The organism is Streptomyces sp. NPDC047981, from assembly GCF_040653315.1.
In the GTDB taxonomy this organism is placed as follows: domain Bacteria; phylum Actinomycetota; class Actinomycetes; order Streptomycetales; family Streptomycetaceae; genus Streptomyces.
The window spans coordinates 1-16202 of record NZ_JBEZNQ010000096.1 but is presented as its reverse complement, the minus strand read 5'-3'; the positions used below and the strand labels follow the sequence as shown (position 1 = coordinate 16202).

Sequence of the window (16202 nt, the reverse complement as noted above, 5' to 3'; positions counted from 1 at the left end):
TCCGGGTCAGCCCTGGTGGCCGAGGTGCGCGGTGAAGCTGAAGCGATCGCCCCGGTAGAGCGTGCGGACGCGCTCCAGCGGGCTGCCGGAGGTGTCCCGGGAGATCCGGTGGATGAGCAGCATCGGCAGCGCGGGCGGGGTGCCGATGAGGAGCGCCTCGCGGGGCGTGGCGAGCACGGTCTCGATCCGCTCGTCGGCGTCGCCGAAGGTGATGGAGAGCTGCTCGCGGAGGTAGCGGTAGAAGGAGGAGTCCGGGTCGAACTCGCTGTCCAGGCGCGGCGCGCGGGCCACGGACACGTACGTGCTCTCCAGACCGACCCGCTCGTCGTCGGCGAGCAGCACCCGCTCCATGTGCCAGACGGGCTCGCCCCGTCGGACCCCGATCTCGGGCGCGAGGGCGTCGGGGCAGGGGAAGCGGTCGAGCGTGATGAGGGTACGGCCGGGGGTGCGCCCCTGGCGTCGTACGCCCTCGGTGTAGCTGGCGAGCGAGAGCGGCTGCTCCAGCTTCGGCCCGGCGACCACGGTCCCGCGCCCCTGGCGGCGCAGCCGGCCTTCGAGGAGCAGCTCGCGCAGGGCCTGCCGGACGGTCTCACGGGAGACCTCGTATCGGACGGCGAGGTCCCGCTCGGTGGGCAGGAGCCCGCCTTCGCCCAACTCGTCTATCAGCGAGGCGACCTTCGCCTTCACCGCGTAGTACTTGGGGATGCGGCCGTGCTCGGGGATGCCGGAGCGGATGGGTGCGCCAGGTGCCTGGTCGTTCGGGTAGTCCACTGGGGGATGCTCGCAGATGGGAATGAACGGGAGGGTGTACGGAGGGTGGCGCGGGGGTTCGGGCCGCGCTCAGGCGTTCCGGCGCGCGCGCCGGGCCGCGACGAGCAGGACCACGCCCGCGACCAGCAGCGCACCGGAGACGGGGAGCAGGAGGGCGGTCGACTCGGCGCCGGTCTCGGCGAGTTGAGGCGGGGCGGGCAGGGGCAGGCGGGCGGGCGGGCGCGGCAGGCGGTCGGTGTCGCCACGCGGCGGGGCGGTCCCGGCGGGGGCTTCGGACTCCGGGCTCTCTCCGGCGCGCGCGGGCGCGATGGTGAGGCGGTAGTCCCCGGACTCGCCGACCCAGTCGCCGTCGTCGCCCTGCCGCTGCACGACCGCCGCGTTGGCCACGACCTCGTTGGGCACGGTGCCCTCGCGGAAGGCGAGCCGGACGCCGACGGCGAGAGTGCGGCCGGCGGGGACGGAGAAGCCGGCGAAGGGAGGGAGGGCGGGGGTGGCGGCCGGACTTGTGGCGGCAGGGCCGGTGGCGGCGGGACCGGTCGCGGCGGGGCCGGGGCCGGTGGCGGCGGGACCGGTGGCGGCGGGGCCCGGCGTGTCCGCGAAGACGCCGACGTTCTCGTCCTCCTCGGTCCCCTCGAACGTCACCGGACGCCAACTCCTGGCCTCGGAGTCGTAGAAGTCGAGGCGGATCTGCCCGGCTTGGAGCACACGGTCGCGGTCGGCGAGGGCCAGGACCGGGTGGATGCCGTGGCAGGGCTCGGTGGTGGTGTTGGTGAGCTCGACCTCGAAGGTACGGAAGTCGGCACCGGGGACGTACGTACCGGGCCCTCCCAGGATCCGGGTGTCGATCGGGAAGTCCGGATCCGTCGCCCGGCCGCAGGTGGGACTCGGGCCTGGCTGGGCCGAGGACGGGCCGACGGTGAGAGCGAGGACGGCGGTTCCGGTCGTGGCCGCCGTGACACCGAGGGCGAGGGCGTTGCGCAGTCGCATGGGCGGGTGCCTTTGCTGCTCGCGGGCGTACGGGACGGCCGCGACGCTGCCACACGGGCGGGGCGCGTCCGGGCAGCGACGCGGGGCGGGCCCCCGGACGTCCGCACATTCCACCCGATCAGCTCATGTTCCTATGGGCCTATTTCCCGAAGACCGGAGCAATGATCAGCTGCGCCGCGCCCTCCGCGACGGCGTAGGGAGACGTGGCACCGCTGACCGGCGTGTCCAGGCCCGCCCCGGCGAGGACCGCGCCGACCCCGTCCACGAACGCCTCCGGCGCGCCCGCCACGACCCGGCCGCCGAGCACGACCCGGTCGATGTCGAGGAGCCGTACGAGATTGACGGCACCCGTCCCGAGCACGCGCGCCGCCTCGGGCACGTCACCGCGCGCGACGGCCGCCAGGCAGAGGACCTCCAGGCAGCCGCGCCCGCCGCAGCCGCAGGGCGGCCCGTCGAGCAGGACCGTCTGGTGCCCGAACTCCCCCGCCCCGGTCCTGGCCCCCCGGTGGAGCGCGCCGCCGAGCACGAGCCCGGAGCCGAGGCCGGTACCGAGGTGGAGGTACGCGAACGAGTCGGCGGCGCGGGCGGAGGAGCGCAGGGCGAGACCGAGGGCGGCGGTGTTGGTGTCCTTGTCGAGGGCGACCGGCAGCCCGAGCCGCCGGGCGAGTTCCTCCCGGAGGGGAACGCCCTCCCACTCGGGAAAGCCGGTGACGCGCCCGGGCGTACCGGAGAGATGATCGAGCGGCCCGGGCATGGCGACCCCGAGCCCGAGGAGTTCGGTCGCGACGGGGCTCGCGCCCCCACCCTGCGCGGCACCCGCCTCGGGGACCCCCGCGCCAGTCACCGCGCCGACCTCACGCGCCACCGCGCTCGTCAGCTCACCGACCTCACCACCCACCGCGCTCGTCACCTCACCGACCCCACCACCCACCGCGCTCGTCACCTCACGGACCTCACGCGTCACCACGCTCGTCAGCTCACCGACCTCACGAGCCACCGCGTCGAACACGGCCTCCGCCCCCGCGCCCAGGTCCAGCGGTGTCCGTCGCGCCGCGACCCGTACCCCCGCCAGGTCCACCAGGACGGTCGTCAGCTCGTCGCGGTCCAGGTGGACGCCGGCCGCGTACGCGGCCGAGGGGACGAGGCGCAGGACGGTGCGGGGCTTGCCTCCGGTCGAGGCGCGCCGGCCCGCCTCCCTGACCAGCCCCTCCCCCCGCAGCCTGGCCGTGATCTTGCTGACCGCCTGCGGGGTGAGGCCGGTCCGCTCGGCCAGCTCCAGGCGGCTGATCCCGGCCTCGCCCGCCGTGCGCAGCAGGTCGAGGACGAGGGCGGCATTGTGGCCGCGCAGGGCGGGCAGATTGACTCCGGCGTCCGACCGAGCACGCGTTACTTCCCTGTTCACCACCCCATTGTCACCCCCGCTTGCACTTTGGCAACAGCGTTGCTTAAGTGGAAGCATGACCGACACCGCCCCCGCCCCCCTCCGCGTCGGACTCGTCGGCTACGGCCTCGCGGGCTCCGTCTTCCACGCCCCGCTGATCGCCGCCACCGAGGGTCTCGTCCTCGACACGGTGACGACCGGCAACCCCGAGCGCCAGGAGCAGGCGAGGGCCGCGTACCCCGGCGTACGGATCGCGGACGCGCCCGAGGAGCTGTGGGCGCGGGCGGACGAACTCGACCTGATCGTCGTCGCCTCCCCCAACAAGACGCATGTGCCGATCGCCACGGCCGCGCTCACCGCGGGACTCCCGGTGGTCGTGGACAAGCCGGTCGCCGGGACGGCCGCCGAGGCCCGTGGCCTCGCCGCCCTCGCCGAGGAGCGGGGCCTGCTCCTCTCGGTCTTCCAGAACCGCCGCTGGGACAGCGACTTCCTGACTCTGCGCGGCCTGCTCGCGGAGGGCGCGCTGGGCGAGGTCCAGCGCTTCGAGTCCCGGTTCGAGCGCTGGCGCCCGCAGCTGAAGGGCGGCTGGCGCGAGTCGGGCGCCCCGGAGGAGATCGGCGGTCTGCTCTACGACCTGGGCAGCCACGTCGTCGACCAGGCCCTGGTGCTCTTCGGCCCGGCCGTCCGGGTGTACGCCGAGTCCGATTTGCGCCGCCCCGGCGCCGAGGCGGACGACGACACGTTCCTCGCGATCACGCACGCGAACGGGGTGCGCTCCCACCTGTACGTGAGCGCCACGACGGCCCAGCTCGGCCCGCGCTTCCGCGTCCTGGGCTCGAGCGCCGGCTTCGTGAAGTACGGTCTCGACCCCCAGGAGGCCGACCTGCGCGAGGGGCTGCTCCCCGGGCCGGGCGTGGCGTGGGGCGTGGAGCCGGAGTCGCTGTGGGGCCGGCTCGGCGCCGGCGAGTCGCCGCTGACCGGCGGCGGGCTTCCGGTGGAGACGGTGCCGGGCGACTACCCGGCGTACTACGCGGCCGTCGCCGCCGCCGTCCGGGGCGACGGCGCGAACCCGGTGACGGCCCACGAGGCCGCGGCGGCCCTGGACGTGCTGGAGGCGGCGCGCCGCTCGGCCCGCGAGGGAATCGCGGTGAACCTGTGAGCGGTGAACCTGTGAGCACTGACGCTGTGAGCGCTGACGCTGTGCGCGGTCACGCTGTGAGCGCTGATGCTGTGCGCGGTCGCGCTGTGAGCGAGGTGGAGGCCCTGCAGGCGCAGGAGCGGAACCTGGTCCTGCCCCACTTCACGTACGAGGACGCCTGGGCCCTGGGCTCTCTCCTCGTCGAGCTGGCGCGCGAGCGCCGGGCGCCGGTCGCGATCGACATCCGGCGCGGGGCGCAGCAGCTCTTCCACTGCGCGCTGCCGGGTTCGAGCGCGGACAACGACGCCTGGATCGACCGCAAGCGCCGGGTCGTGGAGCGGTACGGCGAGAGCTCGTTCCTGGTCGGCGCCCGCTTCCGGGCGAAGGGGACGACGTTCGAGGACTCCTCGCGCCTCGACCCCGACCGGTACGCCGCGCACGGCGGTTCGTTCCCGGTCGCGGTCGAGGGCGCGGGGGTGATCGGCTCGGTCACGGTGTCGGGCCTGCCGCAGGCCGAGGACCACGCGCTGGTGGTGGAGGCACTGGAGCGCCTCCACCGGCCCGCTTCCTGACTCAGGCGTCCTTGAGCTCCTGACGCTGACGGCCGAGGCCGTCGATCTCCAGCTCCACGACGTCGCCGGCACGCAGGTACGGCTTGGGCTCGGGCTGCCCCATGGCGACTCCGGCCGGGGTGCCGGTGTTGATGACGTCGCCGGGGTACAGGGTCATGAACTGGCTCACGTACCGGACGACCTCCGCGACCGGGAAGATCTGGTCGGAGGTGTGGCCGTCCTGCTTCAGCTCGCCGTTGACCCAGAGCCGGAGGCCGAGGGCCTGCGGGTCCGGGACCTCGTCGGCGGTGACGAGCCAGGGGCCGAGCGGGTTGAAGGTCTCGCAGTTCTTGCCCTTGTCCCAGGTGCCGCCGCGCTCGATCTGGAACTCGCGCTCGGACACGTCGTGGGCGACGGCGTACCCGGCGACGTGGGCGAGGGCCTGCTCGTCGGTCTCCAGGTAGCGGGCGGTACGGCCGATGACGATGGCGAGCTCGACCTCCCAGTCCGTCTTGGTGCTGCGGCGCGGTACGAGCACGGTGTCGTCCGGGCCGACGACGGTGTCGGGGGCCTTGAGGAAGACGACGGGCTCGGCCGGGGTCGCGGCACCGGTCTCGGCGGCGTGGCCGTGGTAGTTCAGCCCGATGCACACGACCTTGCCGATGCGGCCGACCGGCGGGCCGACGCGCAGACCGGTCGCGTCGAGCGCGGGCAGCACGCCGGCGGCGAGGGCGGCGCGGATCCGGTCGAGGGCGGGCCCGTCGGCCAGCAGGCTGCCGTCGACGTCGCCCACCAGGGCGGACAGGTCGCGCAGCGTGCCGTCCTCGTCGAGGAGCGCGGGACGTTCGGCACCCGCCGGGCCGACTCGCAGCAGCTTCATGGTCTTCTCCCTGTGGTCGAGGTGGGCCCGGAGTGCGGCCCTACAGATCCCCGGCCGATGGGTTGCGGCCATCGGAGGTTGGTCGATCCTCCAAGAGTTCGGACCACTCTGCAAGACCCCGTTCACGGACTGGACCCTTACGCACCAGTAGCAAGTGCGCCTGCCGGAGCCTGGTCGCGGTAGAGGAGGGCCCTCTCGAAGACGGTCCATGTGGTGCTGGTGACGACGTAGAGCGCGGCGGCGAGCGGCACGACGACGACCGTGATGAGGGTGGCGAAGGAGAGCAGCGGCATGAGCTTGTTGATGGTCTGGGCGCCGGGGGTGTCCGGGAGCCCGGTGTTCAGCGGCTGGGCGGCGAGCTGCCGCTTCGTACGCCGGAAGTTGAACGTGGCGACGGCGCCGACGATCGCGAAGAGCACGAGATAGACCAGCCCGGCCGGCCCGAAGACGCCGCCCGCGGCGAGGGCGTCGGCGTAGTGGTCGCCGAGCGGGGCGGCGAAGAGGCTGTGCCCGGCCATGCGGTCGCCGGAGAACAGGTGGTACATGAGGAAGAACGCGGGCGCCTGGAGGAGGCTCGGCAGGCAGCCGGCGAAGGGCGAGACCTTCTCCTTGGCGTGCAGCTCCATGACGGCCTTCTGGAGCCGCTCGGGGTTCTTGGCGTGCTTGGCGCGCAGCTCGGCGAGCTGCGGGGCGAGCCGGACGCGCGCCTTCTGGCCGCGGGCGGCGGCGCGGGAGAGGGGGTGGACGGCGAGCCGGACGACCATGGTGAACAGGACGATGGCGGCGGCGGTCGCGGTCGTGGCGAAGACGGGCTGGAGCAGGTCGGCGAGACGCTCGACCAGGGTGGCGAAAACGGACATGGAGACCCTCCGGGGTCGCGAGTGCCGGGAAAGAACGAAAAAGCTCGGCACGACGAATCCGCGCAGGGGATGGAACGGGTTGATCCCTACACGGCCGCCGGAAGGAGGCGTCCGGGTGCCCGGGGCCGACGGCGCCCGGAGGCGTCGGGGTCGCGTTGGGGCAGGAAGGCGGTGCGTTGCTCGCGGTCGCGCAGGGCGGTGCGTACCCGGGTGGGGGGCACGGGCGCGGGCGCGTGGGCGCCGATGAGGGCGCAGACGACGCTGGTCGCGGCGAGGGCGACGGCGGCGGAGAGGCTGGAGCCGTCGGAGAGGAAGAGCTCGCCGAGGGCGAGGAGGAAGAAGACGGGAGCGGCGAGACGCAGGAGCAACCGGCCCACGACGACTCCTCTCTCCCTAACCTTCCGAACAGACCGAACAGATCCGTTATACACGCTTGGCCCAGACGACGAGGCGGTAGGCGGAGCTGAACTCGGGGGTGCAGGTGGTGAGGGTCAGGTAGGCGTCGGGCTGGGAGTAGCCGTAGGACGGCTTGACGAGGGAGCGGGGCACGGGCTGGATGACGCCGGTGTCGCGGGGCGAGGTCTGGGCGAGGACGCGGTCGACGACGTACTCGTAGGTGGCGTCCCGGGTCTGCACCTGGATGCGGTCCCCCTTCCCGAGCCGGTTGATGTACCGGAAGGGCTCGCCGTGGGTGTTGCGGTGCCCGGCGAGCGCGAAGTTGCCGGTCCGGCCGGGGGCGGCGGTGTTCGGGTACTGCCCGACGTAGCCGCGGTCGAGGACGGACCGCTTGCCGACGCCGCGGGCGATGGGGGCGGTGAGGCCGATGCGGGGGATGCGGATGATGGCGTAGGCGGGGGTGGCGGGGCGCCCGGCGCTGCCGGAGGCCCGGGACGAGGCGGTCGGGTCCGCGCTGGGCGAGGGGTTACTGGGGCTACTGGGAGAAGGCGCCGTGCCGGACTCCGGCTCCACGGCGGCCGGGAACTCCCCCTCACCCCCGCTCCGGAACTCTCGCTCGAGAACGCGCACCTGCGCGCCGGCGTCGGCGCGGGCCTGCTGGTTGGTCCACCACAGCTGGTGGACGACGAGCAGCATCAGGACAACCCCGCAGGTGACGACGGCTTCGGCACCCACCCACAGCACACGGGCGGGCGTGCTCCGCACCCCGCGCGTCTGGACGACGACCGGCACTCTCTCCCGCACCCTGGCCCGCACGCGGGGCACGATAGGTGCTGAGGCGCCAACTCTCCAGGGCCGTACAGCAGTACGGTGGTCGGCATGCGTCCCGACATGCCTGCCGACCACACCACCGAAGCCGAGCGCCTGCTGCGCACCGCCGCGCGGTATCCCGAGGACCGGGAAGCCCTGCTCCTCCAGGCGGCGGCCCACCTGGAACTGGCGGGCGACCGCGAACGGGCGACGACGCTGTACGACGACCTCCTGTCGTCGTCGCCGGCGAACCCGCACCTGATCAGGTCCCTGAAGGCGGCGAACCTCTGGGAGTACGGCCACGAGGCCGAGGCGAGGGCGATCATCGAGGGCCTGCGCACGGCGACGCCGGCGGACGCGGGGGCGTGGGAGATCATGGCGGAGACGCTGGAGACCCACGACGAACTGGAACTGGCGGAGGCGGTGGCGACGCAGGCCGCAACGCTCCTGACCGGTGAGGCTTCAGACCAGGACCTCCCCCACGCCACCCAATCCCTCCTGGTGACCCGCCACAGGATCCGCCGGATGCTGGCGCTCCCGCACGACGACTGGGACACCCTGGCGGACACCCTGCACACGGCGGCGGTCCCGCTCGACGAGCTGCACGACCCGAAGCGCCTGTGGTCCCTGGGCTCCTCGGACCCTGTGGAGCTCCAGGCGGAGATCACCCGCCTGCGCACCGAACTGGGCTCCTACCGCACGGCCCTCTCACGCCCCTTCCCGGTGGCGGTCCTCCACTGGCCGGAGGCGGAACTGGACGAGCTCCTGGCCTCGTACCCGGAACTGGAATCCGAGTACCCCACGTACCGCGCCCATCTCACGGACATCGAAGCCTCCCTCCGCGAACTCGCCGCCGCCGGCACCCCCAACCTGGGCATCGTCCCGGCCACGGTCCCCTCCTACGAAGCCTTCGCCGCCTCGGAGTCCTCCTCCCCCGCCAACGCCGACCTCCTCCCCCAGTACGCGACGACCCTGGCCGCCCGAGGCCGAGCCACAACCTGGCCCCCGGCCCGCACGGCCGCGTGCTGGTGCGGGTCGGAACGGACTTACGGGGAGTGCCACGGGGGCGTGGAGGCCTGACGAAACCGGCCGGGAGAACGTGACGAACTGAGCGCCCCCGGGAACTCCGTCCAGGCCCCGGGAGTCATCCGTGGTGCGAACCTGCCCGTCATTCTCCGGAGGAGCGACAGTTGACCCTGTTCGACCCGTACGAACCATCGCCTGATGTCGACCACGACCCTGAACTCACGCAGGTCCGTCAGTTCTGGCTGAAAGTGGATCCCGAAGGCGAGCGGTTTGGCCGTGTGCTCCGGGACACCATCGATCAGCTTCTCGACGGAGAGCACACCGGCCGTTTCGACTGGAACGAACTGCACAAAACAGAGAAAACGCACGCGGGAACTCTGGTCGAAATCAACCTGCTCCGGGAGTTCGGCCTCAAGAGCGGTGCGGACATGGATTACCTCATCGAAGGCATCGAGGTCGACTGCAAGTTCTCACAAGCGCTCTACGGCTGGATGATTCCACCTGAAGCCCTGGACGAGATCTGCTTGGTCGTCTGGGCAGATGACTGGAAGAAGAAGTGGAGCGCAGGCCTTCTCCGCGCGAATCGCGCCAGGCTCACGACGAGCGGGACCGTGACGAAGAAGGGCAACCGCGACGGCAAGTTCCAGCTGACCAAAAAGGACCGGGGTCTCGTCCACTGGCTCTGGCATGAGAAACCCCTGGATGAGAATCTGCTGCTCCACCTCGACAAGGACACGCAGGCCGCGATCCTCGCTGCAGGTTCGGGCTCGAAGCGCAGTCCCGGACAGGCGAAGGTCAACGAACTGTTCCGCCGCGTCCAGAAGCGCCGCATAGGCCGCACGGTCGTCAGGACGCTGGCGCAGCAGAAGGACTACATGAAGCGCATCCGCGGCGACGGCGGCGCTCGCGACAAGCTCCGCGATGAGGGCATCCTGATCTGCGGCGATTACCCCAATCACAAGAAGGTCGCCGCAGCACTTGGCCTGCCCCTCCCTCTGGAGGGGGAGAGCGTGAGCGTCCGTGTGGTCAAGGCCAAATCCCACCATGAGGGCCGTCCGCGAGTACTCCTTGACGGCGACCACTGGGTTGAGGCGATGCCGGAGGACGGTCCCGAGCGGGCGCCCCTTCTCCCCCGTACCGGTAAAGCCGCCGACTCTCAGGACTAGCCTTTCCCCAGGAGGAAAAACACAGTGGAGGGGCACGAGACGTGGACGCCACCGGAAGGCTCCTGGGCATCCTCGGCGGCGCGACGCCGGAACATGCAAGCGATCCGCAGCCGGGACACCAAGCCCGAGCAGCTGGTGCGGCGGCTGCTGCACGCCCAGGGGTTGCGCTACCGCGTGGCGGCTAAGCCTCTGCCAGACCTTCGCCGCACCGCTGACATCGTCTTCCGTCCGGTGAAGCTAGCCGTCTTCATCGACGGGTGCTATTGGCACGGTTGTCCTGATCACTACGTACCGCCCAAGACGAACCCGGGGTACTGGTCCGACAAAGTGGCCCGGAATGTGGCACGGGACCGGGACACCGACCGGCGGCTCAAGGAAGCTGGCTGGACCGTGCTCCGGTTCTGGGAGCACGAACCCTCCGAAGCGTGCGCGTCGTCCATCGCAGCCGAGGTCGAAAGGCGCCGTGCCCTGGCACGTGGCCAGGGCACGACGTGATCAGGACTGACGGGCGTCGCGCTCCCGAGCCGCTTTCAGCACCTCGATGATCGACTTTCCGACCGCGGCAGCCACGGGCGGCGGGAAGGCGTTGCCGACCTGGCGGTACTGAGCGGTCTTGCCGCCGTCGAGAACCCACCCCTTCGGGAAGCCCTGAATCATCGCCGCCTGCTCTACCGTAAGCATCGGCCCATCGGGCCCGAAGAGGTCGCGGTCCTCTGACTCCTTCACGCGGCAGGTTTCGATGTCGTTGGCCACACCGAGACCCGAGACACCCAGCAGCCTCCAGGCCGCCTTCGCCCGGCTGGGCCCCAGGTCCGCGCCACCGTGCTTCTTGGACCCGCCGACTAGCGTGGGAGCGATACCGCCCCCCTTGCCCTTGAGCTCACGATCGCGTCCGCCAGCAGCGTCACGCCACCGCTTGAGGGCGTCCCGCGCACGCTGGCCGTCTGCCCCGTCGAAGTACTGCTTGTACCGCTCTTCCATGCTGAGGTCGAGCGCCTCGGCAACGCTCACCGGCTCCTCATGCGTAGGCGTGGGCCACTCGTACTTCACGTCCTTGAGAACGTCGTTGCGGATCGCGACCAGAATCGCGCGCGGGCGAAGCTGCGGGACTCCAAAGTCGCTGGCTTCCAGCACGCCCCAGTGGCACACCGTGTAGTCGAGCCCGCGGAGAGTGACTGCGTTGCCGTCCTCTTCCCGGTAGGTGCCTCCCTGAAGCTCCGCCACGATCCAGTCACGGTAGTCAGAGAACTTGGGGTCCATGAGCCCGCGCACGTTCTCGATCATTACCGCCCGGGGCTGGAGCTCCTTGACGAGCTCAAGCATGCGGGGGAAGAGGTCACGCTCGTCGTACTTACCGAGCTGCTTGCCGGCATGCGAGAAAGGAGGGCACGGCACGCCGCCGGCCAGGAGGTCCACACCATCCCGCTTCAGCAGGTCTCCGCTCTTCGGAAGGTCGGTGTCGGGTTCGAAGAGCTTGACGTCCTTGGCCAGGAGGTCGCAGTGCTGCTTCTCCCAGCTCCAGGACTCCAGAGCGTTGATGTTCCGCTCCAGCGTCTTAGCCGCGTGCTTGTCGATCTCCACGAGCGCCAGATGCCTGAAGCCCGCCTCGTGCAGGCCGATGGCCTGCCCGCCGGCTCCAGCACAGATCTCAATAGAGGTGAACTCCGACTCAGTGCTGGCCATGCACCCTCCTTCGAACACGTACCCCGCCGGCGCCTTGTGCCACCAGCTATCACAGAGGGTGACAGACCCCACTGACAACGCCCCCTAAGTGTGAGGCATCCGGCGACGCGGCAGACACTCCCCACACGAGACGAGCATTTATACGATGTCACGCATGGCGAGGATCTCTTGGGTGAGGGATGAGCTGCTGCTGGCATGCGCGCTCGTCGTTGAGAACGGTTGGCAGGAGCTGCGCCAAGGCGACCCCCGCGTCATCGAACTGTCTGAGTTGCTGCGCTCGCTTCCGCTCCACGGGGATGCAGCCGTCGATCGCCGCTTCCGGTCGCCTGACAGCGTCAGCCGCAAGACCACCGACATCGCCACAGCCCACCCCGACTACCCGGGCGAAAGGACCAAGGGCGGCCGCCCCACCCAGAAGATCGTCACCGATTTCCTGGAGCGACATCACGAGATGATGGCAGCCGCCGAGGCTCTGCGTGCAGGAATCGCCGGCGGAGAGCTGTACCTGATCCCGCCCCAGCCGGACGAACCGAGTGATGACGACGACAATCCCGGGGCCCTAGAGGGTCGCCTCCTCATTCGGTGGGCCCTTTACCGGGAGAGGGATCGCGGCCTGCGCAACCGAAAGATCGCGCATGCCAGGAAGAGGAAGCAGCCCATCCAGTGCGAGGTGTGCTCCTTCGACTTCGGCAGGGTGTACGGCGAGCTCGGCGCTGGCTACGTTGAGGTGCACCACGTCACCCCCCTCCATGCATCCGGACCACGAGAAACCCGCCTTGAGGACCTCGCCCTGCTCTGCGCGAACTGCCACCGCATGTGCCACCGGAGCCACGCAGGAGCAGCTTGGCGCACTCCGGCAGCGCTCCGCACGGCGATGCGAGACCACGGCGCGCACGGAGCTGCCTCACCCGAATAACAGCAAGCGGCAGACCGTCTCCTCCACACCCGGTGCCCGTCGGCGTACCCCCCGACAGGCACCGGCTCAGCACCAGTCAGCTCGCGGGCGCCTCAATGATCGCGCTGTCCGAGTGGCTCGAGTCCTTGGCCTGGAAACGTACGAGCCGCCGGGTGGAGTCGATGGCGGATCTGGGCGGGATAAGCGTGAATGCCATCACGACTTTGGATGGATCGGCTTCTCCGCGGACGACTGCAGCCTGCACCTCCTGATCAGTCTTGCCTTCGACAACCGGGTACAGCAACGCCACACCCGTGGTGGGCCCTACAGCGCCACCCGTACCGGCTCCGACGGACAGGCTGCCGGCATCATCGATCAACCGCTTCGCCGCCAGCTGGTGCTCGACTCCAGCGATGCGGCTGAAGGAGGACTTGCCGTCCTGTCGGCTACGCCGCACCAGCGTGAGGGGAACTGAGCCCAGCACTGCAGCCGAACTCTTGCTCTCCTGGGAGAGCTGCGGTGCAATGACAAGCCAGTCGTCGACGGTCGCCAGGCGGCCGTCAAGCTGCGCGAGGTACCGCAGGTGCGGCTGGAAGTGGCCTTGGCGCTCCCACTCCAATCCGCTCAGGACGGTGAGTAGCTCCGCGTGGCGCACACGCGCCGTGAGCGCGTTGAAGGAACGCCCCGCACCGGAGCCACCGTCCACCGGCGCGGTGAATGACGTCTGCTGGGTGCCGAGCGCACGCAGCAGAGGGCGCCACCGCTCGGTATTCCGTCGAAGCGCCCTTGCGTCCCGCGGATAGGCAGCAGGCTCGATGAGCCTGCCCGGTGAACGAACCTCTACGAGTTCTGCGTTGAACATCTTGTTGCGGGCAGAAGGCTTGATCCACGAGAGGTGCTGAGCCACAAGTGGAGGAACCTGCGCGGGGGTGACCTGGGGCTTCCCGTCAATCAGTTCGGCGTATTGCGCAAGCTGGTCACGGAAGAGCTCCTCATCACGGCAGATCGCCTCAAACGCCTCGTAGAGATCCGCCGAAGAGGTCTTCGTCATGGGCTGCTCTCGGCCGATGTACAGGCGCACGAGATCGCGGTATCCGGGCCGGAATCCGAACCATCTTCCCATCTGCATGAGTGTGTCGGCTTGCCGGGTCAAACGCCGGTAGTAGGTGATGGTGAGGCCCTCAACGGTAAAGCCACGCGAGAGCTTGGTCCCCCCGACGAGGATCTTCCACACGTTGGGAGTGCGGTCGAAGTCGAGATCCAGCTGTTCAAAGTAGCGATCGGTGTCGCCATTGACGACCACGACGGGATTTCCGCCCTTGCCAATGAGCTGTCGCGCTGCGCTGACGTAAGGACGCAGTTCTTCATATGAAGAAGGGTTGGGCAGGTCACGCGCCCTTGCTGCGGAGACAGGAGCGAAGTCAGAGGCCCAAAGGGCGGCAAGCCTGGCATGGCCTTCCGATGACGTGTAGCCGGCCTTGTGCCACATGGTGTTGATGCGCAGCGCGAGTTCAGTGTGCTCGTTCACCCGGACGGATTGGTGCACGAGCATGGTGTGGTGACGGAACGGCCCGTCTGGTACGTCGCGGTCAGCGCGGAAGAGCTTCAGAGCCCCCGTGAGGAGGAAGCTGTCCATGGCTTCCTGAAGGCGGTCGTCAGCACCATCCCAGATTCCGCGGACATGCGCCTTCTCCTGAGAGTTGGCAACAGTCCGCTCGGAGAGGGCAAGGGGTGAATCCAGGTCGTGGAAGTCCTGGACACCCATATACCCCTGCGGGCGAGGCAGCGAGATGAGAAAGTCGCTCGGAAATATATCCTCGCTGTCGCCTGGATCCACGAAGACGTTGGCGAACGGAGTGGCCGTGTAACCGACGTACTGGGCACGTGGCAGCAGGCCAAGAAGCTGCGAAATCAGGCCGTTGATCGCCGTCCGGTCAGTGGCGCCCTGCTCCCACTTCTTCGGGTCAGTAGTGTTCACGGACGCCTGGTCCGATTCGTCGTCGATGATGAGGGTCGGCAGTTCCCGAAGAATGCCATGGATCTGCTTGAGGTCTTTGACCAGCTTGTTCAGGACGGCTTTGTTCTTCTTCACAACGAGGACCCGGGCCGCGGCGTGGTGCAGGTTTGCCGGGTCGTACAGCGGCAGGGTGTGCTCACGCTTCTCGAACTCCAGGGCACGGATGCCCTGCTCAAGGCTCTTGTAGTCGCTGCCGCGCGTCGTAAGCCGCTCAATATCAAAGGCACGCAGGGCGGAAGGGCGACCGCCATGCTTGACGAACTCAGGCCAATCTGCGTCATCACCCACGTAGTCGATGCCGACCAGTGAGTCGACATCGTTCGGGTCGGCCCCCCGGAGAATGTTCTCCTGTCCTATCAGTTCCATGTCCAGGCGCCGCTGCGTCTGGCCGCGCAGGAGGTTAAGGGTGCCCCCGAGGACGATAACGAGGCGGTACCCAGCGTCGATGGCCTTCGCCGTGACACCTGTGAAATTGGCAGTCTTGCCGGACTGTACGTAGCCGACCACGAGGCCCTTAGCCTGCCGGGCTGCCTTCTGCTCCGGGTCAGTAAGCCGCTCGACGACCGCACGGCTTGCCTCGTCCAGGCTGGCGATGGCACTTTCTGCCCAGCCCTTCTCGCGAAGCTTGCCTTCGTACGCCTTCCAGTAGAAGGATCGCGCTGCGGCACGCTCGGCGGTATACCAGGGTATGTGTTCCCGGGCGATGACGGCCGCCCCTGCGACCTGGGCGACCGGAACGGCCGAATCGAGGGCCTTACGCAGATCGTCGCCGAAGCGGAGCCGGTCGTAGGCTGCGCTACGGCGCTCTTCCGTGCGGGGTGCCGTGTCCTGCGACCAGCGCGGGTTCTGGGCGAAGTCCCAGGCCGTAAGCGCCCGTGCCCAGAGAACCGTCAGCTCCCCACCACGCGCGGAGTCTTCTGCGAGCCGGACACGGAAGGACTCTTCGCTGAGGTCAGCCCCGTTGAAGTCCTCCTCAGCGGCCAGCTCCGCCGACTTGCTGAAATGACGAGGGCTGGCACTCATCCCGTTCAGGACTTCAGTGTGGATTTCCAAAAGTACGTCGGTCACGTCACGTTCCTCGGTTGCAGGTGCGAGAGGTCACGGGTTGATGCGGTTACGGCGGTCTCGCTGGGCGTGTACCGAGGCCAGCACGATGCTGTTCCAGTAGTCGATGCGGTCAGCCCTCTTCTTCTCCCAGCGGCCGAGGCCAAAGCAGTCCTGAAGCAGCAGGTAGAACAGGGCCTTGGTGACCGGGGCATCGTTTGAGCCGCCCCGCCGTCCGTCGTTGAAGTCCTCCCGGAAGTCCTTGTTGAGGAGGATGGCGTTGCCTTCGCGGTCAAGGTCGAAGAACTTGTCCTCAGGGAGGTAGACCCACTCCACGCGGATCGGTTCCTCGCCGCCCTTCAGCGGCAGTTCCTCCCCTACTGCCCGCTTGACCTTCGGATCGAAGCCCTTGCCTGGCGCGATCACTGGCGGTCTCTCAATGACAGATCGGGAAGCCCCCTCCCTGTAGGCGGCCTGGGCATCGGCCAGGAAGGAACGGAAGCCGGGCCTTGTCCCCAAAAGGTGGACACCTGTTCGTGTCGTTATGCGGCAAGTGTCAGAGTAGCTGACTGCTGTTCGTAGACGTTCGGTGCCTGT

Annotated in this window: 15 protein-coding genes and 1 pseudogene; 6 read left to right on the top strand and 10 right to left on the bottom strand. The window is 69.3% G+C overall.

The annotated features are described in order from the left end of the window. Positions 1-6: 6 nt before the first annotated feature. From AB0E14_RS34715 to AB0E14_RS34705, 3 genes are all read right to left on the bottom strand, one after another. Entirely contained in the window at positions 7-771 is a 765-nt protein-coding gene (locus AB0E14_RS34715; protein ID WP_362427725.1) for a GntR family transcriptional regulator, read from the bottom strand. 69 nt (positions 772-840) lie between these two features. Continuing rightward, a complete protein-coding gene (locus AB0E14_RS34710) occupies positions 841-1758 on the bottom strand; it encodes an LPXTG cell wall anchor domain-containing protein (RefSeq protein WP_362427721.1) in 918 nt (305 codons plus the stop codon). Positions 1759-1897: 139 nt separating this feature from the next. Then, the gene (locus tag AB0E14_RS34705; protein WP_362427718.1) at positions 1898-3160 is read right to left on the bottom strand and encodes an ROK family transcriptional regulator; all 1263 of its coding nucleotides are present in this window, start codon (positions 3158-3160) and stop codon (positions 1898-1900) included. Positions 3161-3215: 55 nt separating this feature from the next. Here AB0E14_RS34705 and AB0E14_RS34700 point away from each other — a divergent pair, with 55 nt between their 5' ends. Further along, positions 3216-4298, top strand: coding sequence for a Gfo/Idh/MocA family oxidoreductase (locus tag AB0E14_RS34700; protein ID WP_362427715.1), 1083 nt, complete (start codon positions 3216-3218; stop codon positions 4296-4298). An 86-nt stretch (positions 4299-4384) separates the two neighbouring features. After that, positions 4385-4849 (top strand): heme-degrading domain-containing protein, encoded by a 465-nt coding sequence (locus AB0E14_RS34695; RefSeq protein ID WP_362427712.1) that lies wholly within the window; start codon positions 4385-4387, stop codon positions 4847-4849. A gap of 1 nt (position 4850) precedes the next feature. On the opposite strand, the gene AB0E14_RS34690 is transcribed toward AB0E14_RS34695, so the two are convergent. From AB0E14_RS34690 to AB0E14_RS34675, 4 genes are all read right to left on the bottom strand, one after another. Beyond that, entirely contained in the window at positions 4851-5708 is an 858-nt protein-coding gene (locus AB0E14_RS34690; protein ID WP_362427709.1) for a fumarylacetoacetate hydrolase family protein, read from the bottom strand. A gap of 137 nt (positions 5709-5845) precedes the next feature. Further along, positions 5846-6568, bottom strand: a complete 723-nt coding sequence (locus tag AB0E14_RS34685; protein WP_362427706.1) for a YidC/Oxa1 family membrane protein insertase — start codon at positions 6566-6568, stop codon at positions 5846-5848. A gap of 86 nt (positions 6569-6654) precedes the next feature. Beyond that, entirely contained in the window at positions 6655-6936 is a 282-nt protein-coding gene (locus tag AB0E14_RS34680) for a DUF6412 domain-containing protein (RefSeq protein WP_362427752.1), read from the bottom strand. A 55-nt stretch (positions 6937-6991) separates the two neighbouring features. Further along, positions 6992-7780, bottom strand: a complete 789-nt coding sequence (locus AB0E14_RS34675; RefSeq protein WP_362427703.1) for a class E sortase — start codon at positions 7778-7780, stop codon at positions 6992-6994. Between the two features lie 63 nt (positions 7781-7843). Between AB0E14_RS34675 and AB0E14_RS34670 the strand changes: the two genes are divergently transcribed. The 3 genes from AB0E14_RS34670 (at position 7844) to AB0E14_RS34660 (ending at position 10461) form a co-directional block, all read left to right on the top strand. After that, positions 7844-8854, top strand: a complete 1011-nt coding sequence (locus AB0E14_RS34670) for an SEC-C domain-containing protein (RefSeq protein WP_362427700.1) — start codon at positions 7844-7846, stop codon at positions 8852-8854. Between the two features lie 110 nt (positions 8855-8964). Next, positions 8965-9966: a NaeI family type II restriction endonuclease gene (locus AB0E14_RS34665; protein ID WP_362427696.1), complete on the top strand. Its 1002-nt coding sequence runs from the start codon at positions 8965-8967 to the stop codon at positions 9964-9966. Positions 9967-9990: 24 nt separating this feature from the next. Beyond that, entirely contained in the window at positions 9991-10461 is a 471-nt protein-coding gene (locus tag AB0E14_RS34660) for a very short patch repair endonuclease (protein WP_362427693.1), read from the top strand. Here the strand turns inward: AB0E14_RS34660 and dcm are convergent, their stop codons facing one another. Continuing rightward, on the bottom strand, positions 10462-11649 hold the full coding sequence (dcm, locus tag AB0E14_RS34655; RefSeq protein ID WP_362427690.1) for a DNA (cytosine-5-)-methyltransferase: 1188 nt from the start codon (positions 11647-11649) through the stop codon (positions 10462-10464). A 154-nt stretch (positions 11650-11803) separates the two neighbouring features. On the opposite strand from dcm, the gene AB0E14_RS34650 reads away from it, so the two are divergent. Continuing rightward, the gene (locus AB0E14_RS34650; RefSeq protein ID WP_362427687.1) at positions 11804-12565 is read left to right on the top strand and encodes an HNH endonuclease; all 762 of its coding nucleotides are present in this window, start codon (positions 11804-11806) and stop codon (positions 12563-12565) included. A 76-nt stretch (positions 12566-12641) separates the two neighbouring features. Here the strand turns inward: AB0E14_RS34650 and AB0E14_RS34645 are convergent, their stop codons facing one another. Continuing rightward, positions 12642-15629 (bottom strand): Z1 domain-containing protein, encoded by a 2988-nt coding sequence (locus tag AB0E14_RS34645; RefSeq protein ID WP_362427684.1) that lies wholly within the window; start codon positions 15627-15629, stop codon positions 12642-12644. Between the two features lie 30 nt (positions 15630-15659). Next, positions 15660-16202, bottom strand: a pseudogene (locus AB0E14_RS34640) (hypothetical protein); the annotation flags it as partial.

Coding starts and splice junctions, on each gene's coding strand:
- AB0E14_RS34710 (WP_362427721.1), bottom strand. CDS start 1,758: ATGCGACTGCGCAACGCCCTCGCCCTCGGTGTCACGGCGGCCACGACC.
- AB0E14_RS34700 (WP_362427715.1), top strand. CDS start 3,216: ATGACCGACACCGCCCCCGCCCCCCTCCGCGTCGGACTCGTCGGCTAC.
- AB0E14_RS34690 (WP_362427709.1), bottom strand. CDS start 5,708: ATGAAGCTGCTGCGAGTCGGCCCGGCGGGTGCCGAACGTCCCGCGCTC.
- AB0E14_RS34685 (WP_362427706.1), bottom strand. CDS start 6,568: ATGTCCGTTTTCGCCACCCTGGTCGAGCGTCTCGCCGACCTGCTCCAG.
- AB0E14_RS34670 (WP_362427700.1), top strand. CDS start 7,844: ATGCGTCCCGACATGCCTGCCGACCACACCACCGAAGCCGAGCGCCTG.
- dcm (WP_362427690.1), bottom strand. CDS start 11,649: ATGGCCAGCACTGAGTCGGAGTTCACCTCTATTGAGATCTGTGCTGGA.
- AB0E14_RS34650 (WP_362427687.1), top strand. CDS start 11,804: ATGGCGAGGATCTCTTGGGTGAGGGATGAGCTGCTGCTGGCATGCGCG.